General features: G+C 61.9%; 9 protein-coding genes and 2 tRNA genes. 5 read left to right on the top strand and 6 right to left on the bottom strand.

Annotated elements, in window-relative coordinates:
• Positions 1–358, bottom strand: a 358-nt coding sequence (locus NKH50_RS27195; RefSeq protein WP_236390070.1) for a GTP-binding protein, incomplete at its 3' end; no start/stop codon positions are given.
• Between the two features lie 271 nt (positions 359–629).
• Here NKH50_RS27195 and NKH50_RS27190 point away from each other — a divergent pair.
• The 3 genes from NKH50_RS27190 to NKH50_RS27180 all read left to right on the top strand — a co-directional run bounded on the left by NKH50_RS27190 (position 630) and on the right by NKH50_RS27180 (position 2,781).
• A complete protein-coding gene (locus tag NKH50_RS27190; RefSeq protein ID WP_352882189.1) occupies positions 630–1,517 on the top strand; it encodes a DMT family transporter in 888 nt (295 codons plus the stop codon).
• 43 nt (positions 1,518–1,560) lie between these two features.
• Complete coding sequence (locus NKH50_RS27185) at positions 1,561–2,016, top strand: GFA family protein (RefSeq protein ID WP_352882187.1); 456 nt, start codon at positions 1,561–1,563, stop codon at positions 2,014–2,016.
• A gap of 141 nt (positions 2,017–2,157) precedes the next feature.
• Positions 2,158–2,781 (top strand): peptidoglycan recognition protein family protein, encoded by a 624-nt coding sequence (locus NKH50_RS27180; RefSeq protein WP_352882185.1) that lies wholly within the window; start codon positions 2,158–2,160, stop codon positions 2,779–2,781.
• Positions 2,782–2,826: 45 nt separating this feature from the next.
• On the opposite strand, the gene NKH50_RS27175 is transcribed toward NKH50_RS27180, so the two are convergent.
• On the bottom strand, positions 2,827–3,084 hold the full coding sequence (locus NKH50_RS27175; protein ID WP_023680431.1) for a GlsB/YeaQ/YmgE family stress response membrane protein: 258 nt from the start codon (positions 3,082–3,084) through the stop codon (positions 2,827–2,829).
• Positions 3,085–3,243: 159 nt separating this feature from the next.
• Here NKH50_RS27175 and NKH50_RS27170 point away from each other — a divergent pair, with 159 nt between their 5' ends.
• Entirely contained in the window at positions 3,244–3,711 is a 468-nt protein-coding gene (locus NKH50_RS27170; protein WP_023680430.1) for a YidB family protein, read from the top strand.
• Between the two features lie 165 nt (positions 3,712–3,876).
• Here the strand turns inward: NKH50_RS27170 and NKH50_RS27165 are convergent.
• Both NKH50_RS27165 and NKH50_RS27160 read right to left on the bottom strand, forming a co-directional pair.
• Positions 3,877–3,950 (bottom strand) — tRNA-Gly (locus tag NKH50_RS27165).
• A 67-nt stretch (positions 3,951–4,017) separates the two neighbouring features.
• A tRNA-Tyr gene (locus tag NKH50_RS27160) sits at positions 4,018–4,102 on the bottom strand.
• A gap of 202 nt (positions 4,103–4,304) precedes the next feature.
• Here NKH50_RS27160 and NKH50_RS27155 point away from each other — a divergent pair.
• On the top strand, positions 4,305–5,156 hold the full coding sequence (locus NKH50_RS27155) for a TrmH family RNA methyltransferase (RefSeq protein WP_352882182.1): 852 nt from the start codon (positions 4,305–4,307) through the stop codon (positions 5,154–5,156).
• Positions 5,157–5,246: 90 nt separating this feature from the next.
• Here the strand turns inward: NKH50_RS27155 and NKH50_RS27150 are convergent, their stop codons facing one another.
• A complete protein-coding gene (locus tag NKH50_RS27150) occupies positions 5,247–6,134 on the bottom strand; it encodes a 2-hydroxy-3-oxopropionate reductase (RefSeq protein WP_352882180.1) in 888 nt (295 codons plus the stop codon).
• A 249-nt stretch (positions 6,135–6,383) separates the two neighbouring features.
• A complete protein-coding gene (hyi, locus tag NKH50_RS27145) occupies positions 6,384–7,181 on the bottom strand; it encodes a hydroxypyruvate isomerase (RefSeq protein ID WP_352882178.1) in 798 nt (265 codons plus the stop codon).
• Positions 7,182–7,203: the final 22 nt, after the last annotated feature.

Genomic DNA, 7,203 nt, shown 5'->3' with positions numbered 1-7,203 from the left:
GGCGGGCCAAAAGGATGTGCTCGCGGGTCTGCGGCATCGGACCGTCGGCGGCCGACACCACCAGGATCGCGCCGTCCATCTGCGCCGCACCGGTGATCATGTTCTTCACATAGTCGGCGTGGCCGGGGCAGTCGACATGGGCATAGTGGCGGTTGGCGGTCTCGTATTCGACATGCGCCGTCGAAATGGTGATGCCGCGCGCCTTCTCTTCGGGCGCCGCATCGATCTGGTCGTAGCGCTTGTATTCGCCAAAATACTTGGTGATCGCCGCCGTCAGCGACGTCTTGCCATGGTCGACGTGACCAATCGTGCCAATGTTCACATGAGGCTTAGTGCGCTCGAATTTACCTTTTGCCATAGTCTCTTTCCTTGGACGGCCTGGGGACGGCCTGGACCTTCAGTTCAGTCGAATGCGGGGCGATTAGCGACTAAGGCCGAAAAACACAAGTGCCTTGTCGCCGAGCGCGCTCGCCCGCCCGAACGCGTGATCCGGTTTCGGAGAATGTGGCGCGGATATAGGAACGAACAGGGGCAAATGGAATGGCTACGGCGGCGGCTGACGGCTTTGACGGATTTACAGGCGGATCTGGCCCATTGCCGCTTTGGCGCCGGTCTGATTTCGTGGGCCGATGCATTTCATCCCGACTGCCATACGAGGCCCGCTGTTCATGGTCGTTTCGACCGGGTCCTACATCGTCAACGACACGATGATGAAGCTCGCAACCGCGGGACTGCCGCCCTATGAGGTGCTGTTCCTGCGCGGCGCTGCGGCAACATTGTGGGGCATTCCGCTGCTCTTCATGCTGGGCTATGGCAAGCACATCCCGCTGATCCTCGACGCCAAGGTTTTGCGCAGGAACCTGCTCGAACTGGGTGCGATCCTTTGCTACGTGGTTGCGCTCGCCAACATGCAGATCGCCGATTCGACCGCGCTCGGACAGATCACGCCCTTGCTGATGCTGGTCGGCTCCTCGATGCTGTTTGGCGAACGGATCGGCGGGGTACGCCTGGCGCTGATCGGGCTCGGCTTTGTCGGCGCGGTGATGGTGGCACAACCGACGATGCAGGGGATTTCGGTTTACGCCCTGCTGGCGCTCGGCAATGCAGCCCTGTCCGCGGCGCGCGATCTGGCCGGGCGCAAGGTCGCCGCCGACGTGCCGGGAATGGTCGTGGCTATTTCCGCGGTGATTGTGGTGCTCGCCGGCGCCGGCGTTGCGCATCTGGTTTCCGAGCAGTGGGTGGTGCCTGAAACCCGTCACCTGCTGCTGATGGGCGGCGCCGGACTGTTCCTGATCTTCGGCCACTTCTTCATTTTCATGGCCTATCGTGTCGGGCCGACCAGCGTGGTGGCGCCGTTCTACTATTGCTTTACCGTCTGGGCGGTGATTTCAGGCCTGGTGGTTTTCCGGCAGCTCCCGAATGCGCTGGCCATCTGCGGTATCCTGCTGGTGGTCGCCAGCGGGTTGACCATTGTCTCGCTCGACGAGCGCAAGCGCCGGTTAACCGTCGTCGCCTAGAGCTGGAGAGGGTGTAGGGACGATCGCCTGAGTGGAGAAGCGTATGGCAAGCCCGGAGAACGGAAACAACCAGAATGCAAGCAACCGCATGCTCGCCGGAAAGTGCCTGTGCGGCGCCGTTCAGTACGCGGTGGCGGACGCGTTCATCTATGCCGCGAACTGCCACTGCTCGAACTGTCGGCGCACCACCGGCTCGGCGTTCAAGCCATTCGCCGGCATCGAACGCGACAGGCTGAGCCTGACCAAGGGCGAGGACAATCTCATGATCTTCGGCGACGAAACCGGCCATGACGCGCACTGCCGGACTTGCGGCTCGTTGCTCTATTCCGTGGTCCGCGACGGTGCCTTCGTGCATGTCGCCATGGGAACCCTCGTCGACGAGCCGACCATCCGCCCGACGCAGCACATCTTCGTCGGCTCGAAGGCGAAGTGGTTCACGATCACCGACGATCTGCCGCAATACAGAGAACACGCGGTCGCCGGAGATGCCGGCGAATAGCTGACCGTTAGAAAACGCTCAACCAAATTATCGTTTCGTTTTCGCGTCGGCCGCCAACGAAACTATACTGTGCTCCGTCACTGAACTTATGTCGCGGGGATTTCTGTGGCGTTGCCGCCCGACTGATTGCCCAATGTTGCGATGAGGCGCGTCATTTGCCATTGGACGGCCGGCTCGCATTCGGCCGGCGATACCGACAGGGATGCGTATCACATACTGGTCGAGGGGAATGGCCGCCTGGTCAGGGGCCGGCCTTCGATCGCGCTCAATTCGAGCCGGGTAAAACCGGGATATGCCGCGCACACGCTCAACTGCAACGGCGGCTCGATCGGGGTTTCGCTCTGCTGCATGGCCGGGGCGGAGGAAAGGCCGTTCGATGCCGGCCGCTATCCGATGACCAGGGCGCAGTGGGACGCGATGACCACGGTTGTCGCCGAACTCTGCAAATATTACCGCATCAAGGCCACGCCCAAAACGGTGCTGTCGCACGCCGAGGTCGAAAGCAATCTCGGCATCGAGCAGCGCGGAAAATGGGATTTCACCCGGCTGCCCTTCGATCCGACGATCAGCGGCGCAAGCGCCTGCGGCGACCGGCTGCGCCGCGACGTGACGGCGGCAATGGGCGCGATGCCAAATCTGCCGGTGAGGAACGGGCGCGATGCCGCATGGCAGCGACTGCTCGAGGAATTATGGCCGATCATGGTGGGAGGGCTGGAAGCCGGCCTCAACACGCTGATCCGCGAAATCCTCAAAAGGATCAGATAGGCGGTCGGCATTCGGATGAATGCCGACGCAATTGCCGAGCGGCTTCTACAGAGCCCGCCTGCCGCTGAACTGGTGATAGGCCCACAGGACAACCACGGCACCGACCACGGCTACGATCAGGCTATAGATGTTGAGCCCGGTAACGCCCGACGCGCCAAAGGCGCTGAAGATGAGCCCGCCGACGATGGCACCGACAATCCCGAGCACGATGTCGAGCACAAGGCCTTGCCCGCTTTTATTGACGATCTTGCTGCCTATGAAGCCGGCGATGACGCCGAGAATAATCCAGCTTAATATTGACATTTTTCCTCTCCGTTCCCCGCACCCGATTACTTCCACATTATTAAGCAAAGCTCAAGCCAACTTGAAAATCATGATTACGGAAAGCTCAAACCGGCTTGAAATTCGCCATGGATGCGTCATTGTTGGAGACGGACGGGCAATTTGACATGGAGATCCACAATGGGACTGTTTGACAATGCCGTTCCCGGCGGCAACGTCGCCAAGCCGCTGATGATCGCGCTCGGCGCACTGTTGGTGGGAAAAATGCTGAGCGGTGGAAGTTCCGCCCAGCCGGAGGCAGCGCAGAGCCCTGCCCCCGTCCCGCCTGATACAACCGCATCCGCCGACGGCGGACTGCTTGGCGGTCTGGGCGGCCTGCTCGACAAACTGAAGGACGCCGGCCACGGCAACGTTGCCAATTCGTGGGTCGGTACCGGTCAGAACCAGCCGATCAACCCCAGCGATCTGGGCAGTGCTCTCGGGCCACAAATCATTCAGGAGATCGCGCAAAGGACGGGCCTGAACCAGCAGGATCTGCTCAAGCAATTGTCCGCGGCCTTGCCCGGGCTTGTCGACCAGCTGACGCCGAACGGGCAAGTGCCGCAGCAGAACCAGCTCGCGTCCATATTCAGCAAATTCGCGAGCTGACGCCTGTCGCCCAACGCCGCCTGCGGTTCGGGACAACGATAACACAGATTAAGATGCGCGTCCGTCTGGACGCGCAACGAATACTTTGAACTATCGGCAAAGCGCTTCGCTTGGGGCTGCCTGCTTCGGCATCGTGCGCGAGGTGCGCTGCGGCTGCGGGAAATCTGGAGCGGGTAGCGGGAATCGAACCCGCATATTCAGCTTGGAAGGCTGCTGCTCTACCACTGAGCTATACCCGCGCCTTTCAGTCAAGCATCGGATCCGCTCCGACGCTCGCTCTGCGTTTCAGGGCTTCCGGGCCGGCAGTGGTGGAGAGGGTTGGATTTGAACCAACGTAGGCATAGCCAACGGATTTACAGTCCGTCCCCTTTAACCACTCGGGCACCTCTCCAGTCTGCCGCCGGAGCCATGCAACGAGGCATCGACGCGTCGCGGCTGCCAAAGCAGCCCTTCCGCGAAGCGCCTTATGGCGGCAGCGCCCAAAACTGTCAACCGCAACAGCCCGGCAAAAAGCGCTGAATCTCACGCCTCGCCCGACAAGCAGCTTCTGCGGCTGTATCCATGACCGGACGACACGGCTATAGAAGCCGGCCATGAGCAACGATAACAAATCCAAGACCCCTAAAGACACCCACTACGCCAAGCTGCGCCGCGCGCATCGCGACGAGAAGAGCGGCGGCGCGCCAGCGTTCAGGCCGCGCCAGCCGGTGCCGCCCGGCGAGAACCCGGCGGATGGGCTGGTGCGGCTCTACGGGCTGCACACGGTGCGGGCCGCACTCGACAATCCGCGCCGCAAAATCAAGAAGATGCTGGTGACGCGCAACGCTGCCGAGCGACTGGCAATCGCCGATCTCGGCGCTTTGCCCTTCAAGGCGGAACTGGTCGAACCAAGGGACATCGACAAGGTCACCGGCTCCGATGCCGTGCACCAGGGCGTGCTGATCGAGGCCGAGCCGCTGAAACCGAAACGCCTCGATGCGCTCGGCGACACCAGGCTGGTGCTGGTGCTCGACCAGATCACCGATCCGCACAATGTCGGCGCGATCCTGCGCTCGGCGGTCGCCTTCGGCGCCGGCGCACTGATCACCACGGCGCGCCACAGCCCGCAGGAATCCGGCGTGCTGGCAAAGTCGGCTTCCGGCGCGCTCGAACACATCGATCAGATCGAGGTGAAGAACCTCGCCGATGCGCTGGAGCAGCTGCACGAGGCCGGATTCCAGACGATCGGCCTGGATTCAGACGGGCCGGCGGAGCTCGAAACGAGCTTTGCCGGAGAAAAGATCGCGTTGGTACTTGGCGCCGAGGGCAAAGGCCTGCGCCAGAAAACGCGCGAGACGGTGACGACGCTGGCCCGGCTCGACATGCCCGGCGCCATCCGCTCGCTCAACGTGTCGAACGCCGCGGCGGTGAGCCTTTATGCGGCAAGGAAATTTTTGAAAGAGTGAATGGTGAGACTGCACGTAGGTCGTGACCAACTCATTACCAACTCATTACCAACTACTCACTGCTATTTACTACTCACTATTCACTATTTACTATTCACCCACTTCACATCCCGCCATCCGCTCCAGCGCCCTGACCAGCGCCGAGTGATCTTCTTTGGCCCCGCCATTGGCCGTGCAGGAGTTGAACAATTGCTGCGTCGTTGAGGTGTTGGGCAGGGCGACGCCGAGCGCGTTGGCGCCTTCGAGAGCGAGATTCAGGTCCTTCTGGTGGAGTTCGATGCGGAAGCCGGGCGCGAAGCTGCGCTTGATCATGCGCTCGCCATGCACTTCCAGGATGCGCGAGTTTGCGAGCCCGCCCAGCAGCGCCTGCCTGACCTTGGCCGGGTCGGCGCCGGCTTTCGATGCAAAAACCAGCGCTTCGGCGACGGCCTCGATGGTCAGCGCGACGACGATCTGATTGGCGACCTTGGTGATCTGGCCGACGCCGTTGGGTCCGACCAAAGTGATGTTCTTGCCTATCTTCTCGAAGATAGGCCTGGCGCGTTCGAAGGCTGTTTCCTCGCCGCCGACCATGATGGTCAGCGACGCCGCCTTGGCGCCGACCTCGCCGCCCGACACCGGCGCATCGAGATAGTCGCAGCCGACATCGTTGATCTTTTTTGCGAATTCCTTGGTCTCGATCGGCGAGATCGAGCTCATGTCGATGATCAGCTTGCCTCTTGTCAGCCCGGACGCGACGCCGTTTTCGCCGAACAGCACGTCGGCGACCTGCGGCGTATCCGGAACCATGGTGATGACGATGTCGGCCGCGCGGGCAACGGCATCATGGCCGGTGACGGTCTTTAATCCCCTGGCGACGAGATCGGCCGGCGGCTTCGAGCGGTGGTCGCTGGCGACGACCTGATAACCGGCGTCTAGCAGATGCCCCGCCATCGGCGTGCCCATAATGCCGAGGCCGATGAAGCCGATGATTTCCATTTTAGTTCTCCGTCGTGTTTCCTTGTTAAGGCCGAGTTCTTTCGCGCCCCCCTCTGGCCTGCCGGCCATCTCCCCCACGGGTGGGGAGATCGGCAATTTCGGCGTCGGCTTGTAACTTTCTAAACCTCGAAAATTGGCGAAAGCGGCGGTGACATCCGATCTCCCTCCTTGTGGGGGAGATGCCAAGTTTTGGCAAAGAGGGCAGGCCAGAGGGGGGCGCGCAGGAACGCGACGTGCGATACGTAGCGTCTACGCCGCCGCGCTGCCCTGCCCGGCCAGGTCCCGAAACCACCCAAGCCCGGCTTCCGTTCCGCCCTTCGGCTTGTACTCCGCCCCGACCCAGCCGGAGTACCCGATGCGGTCGATGTGGTTGTACAGAAAAGGAAAATTGATCTCGCCCGTCCCCGGCTCATGACGGCCGGGATTGTCCGCAAGCTGGATATGCGCGATGCGGTTGAGGTTTGCCTCTATGGTACGGGCGAGATCCCCCTCCATGATCTGCATGTGATAGATGTCGTATTGCAGGAACAGGTTCTTCGATCCGACGCGGTCGATCAGGGCCAGAGCCTGGTCCGAGTAATTCAGGAAGAAGCCCGGAATGTCGCGGGTGTTGATCGGCTCGATCAGCAGCCTGATGCCGGCCTGCTCCAGCTTTTCGGCCGCGAAAGCCAGATTTTCGGCGAAGACGTCTTCCAGCACGGAGCGATCGACGCCTTGCGGCGCGATGCCGGCGAGGCAGTTGACCTGCTCGCAGCCGAGCGCATGGGCATAGGTGACGACCTTGGCAATGCCCTGCCGGAACTCCGGCACGCGGTCGGGCAGGATCGCGATGCCGCGCTCGCCCTTGGCCCAGTCGCCGGCAGGCAGGTTGAACAGGACCTGCGTCAGCCCGTTCTTCTTCAACCTGGCCGCGACGACATCCGGCGCATGGTCATAGGGGCCGATATACTCGACGCCCTTGAAGCCCGCGCGGGCGGCGGCATCGAAGCGGTCGAGGAAGTCACGCTCGCCAAAGAGCATCGAAAGATTGGCTGAAAACCGTGGCATGGCAGTAGTTCCTCATATGCGG

The organism is Mesorhizobium sp. M1027 (assembly GCF_040318745.1).
Classification (GTDB): Bacteria; Pseudomonadota; Alphaproteobacteria; order Rhizobiales; family Rhizobiaceae; genus Mesorhizobium.
Note: the sequence above shows the minus strand (reverse complement) of the source record. Positions and strands in the feature narration are given on the sequence as shown.

What these genes read in the sequence shown, in the direction of transcription:
- NKH50_RS27170 (WP_023680430.1), top strand. Translation starts at nt 3,244, where the DNA reads ATGGGACTGTTTGACAATGCCGTTCCCGGCGGCAACGTCGCCAAGCCG.
- NKH50_RS27175 (WP_023680431.1), bottom strand. Translation starts at nt 3,084, where the DNA reads ATGTCAATATTAAGCTGGATTATTCTCGGCGTCATCGCCGGCTTCATA.
- NKH50_RS27185 (WP_352882187.1), top strand. Translation starts at nt 1,561, where the DNA reads ATGGCAAGCCCGGAGAACGGAAACAACCAGAATGCAAGCAACCGCATG.
- NKH50_RS27150 (WP_352882180.1), bottom strand. Translation starts at nt 6,134, where the DNA reads ATGGAAATCATCGGCTTCATCGGCCTCGGCATTATGGGCACGCCGATG.
- NKH50_RS27155 (WP_352882182.1), top strand. Translation starts at nt 4,305, where the DNA reads ATGAGCAACGATAACAAATCCAAGACCCCTAAAGACACCCACTACGCC.
- NKH50_RS27190 (WP_352882189.1), top strand. Translation starts at nt 630, where the DNA reads ATGCATTTCATCCCGACTGCCATACGAGGCCCGCTGTTCATGGTCGTT.
- hyi (WP_352882178.1), bottom strand. Translation starts at nt 7,181, where the DNA reads ATGCCACGGTTTTCAGCCAATCTTTCGATGCTCTTTGGCGAGCGTGAC.
- NKH50_RS27180 (WP_352882185.1), top strand. Translation starts at nt 2,158, where the DNA reads ATGAGGCGCGTCATTTGCCATTGGACGGCCGGCTCGCATTCGGCCGGC.